Here is a 3,046-nt window from a genome sequence, read left to right as displayed (position 1 = left end):
ACAACCTCAGCTCCAGCTCCAAGGGAATTTAAAAGTTTAAGTAAAGCTATACATGTGTTCGCCTTATATGCGTAACATATTAGAAGTTTATCGTAAACTCCACTTATAGCATTCCTCAAAATCTCATAATTATGCTTAACAACATCACCATCAATGAAATACAATGGCGTACCATACTTCTCAGCCAAATAATTTAAATCAACACCCCTACCCCTCAGCCTACCAATATAATCCAAGAAGAAATCACTTTCAGCATGCATCCGAAGTTACCTCACCAAAATTGAAGTCAATATATTATTTGAATTAAAATTTAAAAGTGCTTGTGAAAATAGCGTTTTCAGCCACTATTGCCAGTGTTTAGTGCACAAAATTATAATGTATATACATGATGTATGCATTTAAGAAACTTGTTTGAGGTATTCCTCGGGTACTATATTTCCTATGTTCAATATGTGGTTGGGGTCTAAAGCATGTTTAATTTTAGCTATTTCCATAAGGCCTTTACGACCATACATGAGCTCTAGTAGAGGTCTTTCCTCATCATCTTCCACGTAACTCTTTTTCCCAACTCCATGCTCACCCGATACTGTTCCACCTAACTGCACAGCTTTCTTTAAAAGTAATGTACATGCTTTTACAGCTTTCTCCAATTCTTCACGGGTCCTTGGCAAAAAGTTGAAATGTAAGTGGTTGTTCCCTATATGACCAAAGTTGACATAAGGTATACCAGTTCCATCTCCAACTTGACGATATGTAGCCATCATTTCATCAAAATTCTCTTCAGGAACAACTATATCCGTTGCAACCTTCCTCGTACCATGTGCGCGAACGAAATTATTAACCCCTTCTGGTAAGGCATGCCTTATCTCCTTCGCCTCTCTTGCCCAATCTGGGGAGAAGGATGTCATGGTTTCTAAGACTTTACACTCCTCTAGAAGGCTGACAATTCCCTCTAGAGCCTCTCGCGCCTTATTCTCATCACGGATTTCCAATTCAAAGAAGATTATTCCATTGGAGTTCGCTGGGATTTTTGGTGGAGGATACTTCTTCCTAATAAACTCCACAGAATTCTTGTCGAAGAATTCTATTGAAAGCAAGTTGACAGAGTATTTCGAGAGAAATTGCCTATGGGCTTTAAGCACTTTTGCGAACTTTATGGCGTCATCCTCCCTTGAAAAGTGTGCAAAAACTGGGAGTATTGCTTTTGGCTTTTCTATAAGCCTAACTTCCACTTCACTTATCACGCCTAATGTCCCTTCAGAACCTATGAATAAGTCTATTAAATCCATGTTGGGTTTAACATAATAGCCTGCAGCATTCTTCTCAACTTTCGGCATATTATAGGTTGGCAGTTCAAGATTTATTTGCTCCCCACTTGTCAACACTATCGTAAACTTATTTCCATCTGCAAAAACTTCTCCACGCCTAATATTCAACACATCCCCATTTGGAAGGACCACACGCAATCTCCTCACATATTCACGTGTAGAACCATAATGGAAAGTTCTAGCTCCAGAAGCATTCGTCGCAACATTTCCACCTAGAAAAGCAGTCGTCTCAGTTGAATCGGGAGGGTAAAATAGACCTTTACTTTCAACCATCCTCTTAAAAATTTCCACAGGAATTCCAGGAGGCGCAATAGCATAAAACTCTCCAGTATCCTCATCTTTCCCTATGAAAATCGAATACCTCTTACCTGACTCAGAATATTCAACAAGCTCTCCACACGCTAATTGCTTAGGATAAACTTCAGTTAACATTTCAGTTGACAATACGATTCCACCCAATGGAACCCTTGAACCAGTTATGCCAGTTCCAGCCCCAGAAATGGTTACACGAACCCCCCTCCTATTCGCCTCCTTCAAAACTTCAGCAATCTGCTTCTCATCCCTTGGAAATACAACTTCATCTGCCTTCCCAATTATAATCACAGATTCATCCCTAACATAATTTTCAATAACCTTCGGATCACTAATCCTCTTCAAAGCCTCCTCCCCACACAAAGGTTCACGAGGAAATTCGGCATAAATCAAATTCCCTGGCATTAACTCAAAACCTCCGTAAAAAATAATTGACTCCAATGTTTGTTTATATAAATTACTGGTGAAACATGAAGGGAGAATCGGTAAGAAGTTTTAATATAAGCCCTTAACTATGTTCTTGCTCAGCAATTATATACCCAGACAAGTTTTAATGAATTCATCTTCAAGAAATCCTCCACTTATTTTTAAGGGGTACACTACACGCTTCTAGGACACAGATTTTATCAGCAAGCCTTAATATCTATCGAACATTTTGTTCAACAAACAAGACAGTAACTATTTCGAAGATACGACAAACAGACGTCGCTTTTATATCGAAGTTAAAAAAAAAGCTTGGTTAAGTCTTCTATTAATACTTTAAAATTTATTTATTTGAATGATTCAAGAAGGAAGTTAACAGCAAATTAATAGGCATAACATAATCTAGGAAAAGGATAAATCCATGTAATCAATTTATTAATTGTTGTTAATGAAGGTACTTGCTAGAAATTCTTCTGGAGGGGTGATTTGATGGCCAAAGTTAAGGTTAAGTATTTTGGTAGACTGTACGAACTCTTAGGCGTTAGGGAAGAGAAATATGATGTTGAGAATTCAACAGTAGCTGATTTGCTTATGAAGCACATACCTAATAGACACTCTGAAATTTCTAAGGAATTAAGAGAGACCATTTTTACAACGGTTAGAGGTGAGGTTGCCATGGACAGGGATACAACTATGCTTAAAAACTATTTCATACTGGTCAATGGATTACATCAAAACCTTACTTATATGCTTAAAGATGGCGATGAAGTAGTCATTTTACCATCAGTTGAAGGTGGAGATTGCGAATATAACGTAAAAATAAAAAATTAATGGGAAAAATTTAGATTTTAGTTTCATGCGATTCCATCAATCTTTAGGTTGAAGGTGGAATCCCTTCTTCGTTCCATCCTCTTAATTTATAGTATTCTTTAAGCATTTTTTCAAACTCTTCCCTCTGAATTCTTTCTCCTTTCGAAGCTCCC

At 37.5% G+C, this 3,046-nt stretch carries 3 protein-coding genes and 1 pseudogene; 1 reads left to right on the top strand and 3 read right to left on the bottom strand.

The genetic code is table 11. The features are described from left to right. Together MRT15_RS10085 and MRT15_RS10080 are read right to left on the bottom strand one after the other, a co-directional pair. Positions 1–260 (bottom strand): annotated as a pseudogene (locus MRT15_RS10085) (diaminopimelate decarboxylase); the annotation flags it as partial. Between the two features lie 138 nt (positions 261–398). Continuing rightward, positions 399–1,985 (bottom strand): FAD-binding oxidoreductase, encoded by a 1,587-nt coding sequence (locus MRT15_RS10080; RefSeq protein WP_304329967.1) that lies wholly within the window; start codon positions 1,983–1,985, stop codon positions 399–401. Positions 1,986–2,552: 567 nt separating this feature from the next. Here MRT15_RS10080 and MRT15_RS10075 point away from each other — a divergent pair. Beyond that, positions 2,553–2,894, top strand: a complete 342-nt coding sequence (locus tag MRT15_RS10075) for a MoaD/ThiS family protein (RefSeq protein ID WP_304329966.1) — start codon at positions 2,553–2,555, stop codon at positions 2,892–2,894. Positions 2,895–2,937: 43 nt separating this feature from the next. On the opposite strand, the gene MRT15_RS12640 is transcribed toward MRT15_RS10075, so the two are convergent. Beyond that, a partial coding sequence (locus MRT15_RS12640) for an aldehyde ferredoxin oxidoreductase C-terminal domain-containing protein (protein ID WP_369684973.1) occupies positions 2,938–3,046 on the bottom strand: 109 nt, incomplete at its 5' end.

The organism is Candidatus Culexarchaeum yellowstonense (genome assembly GCF_024707025.1).
In the GTDB taxonomy this organism is placed as follows: Archaea; Thermoproteota; Methanomethylicia; order Culexarchaeales; family Culexarchaeaceae; genus Culexarchaeum.
Note: the sequence above shows the minus strand (reverse complement) of the source record. Positions and strands in the feature narration are given on the sequence as shown.

Bases quoted from the DNA above. Each gene is read 5' to 3' on its own strand.
- MRT15_RS10075 (WP_304329966.1), top strand. From the start codon at position 2,553: ATGGCCAAAGTTAAGGTTAAGTATTTTGGTAGACTGTACGAACTCTTA.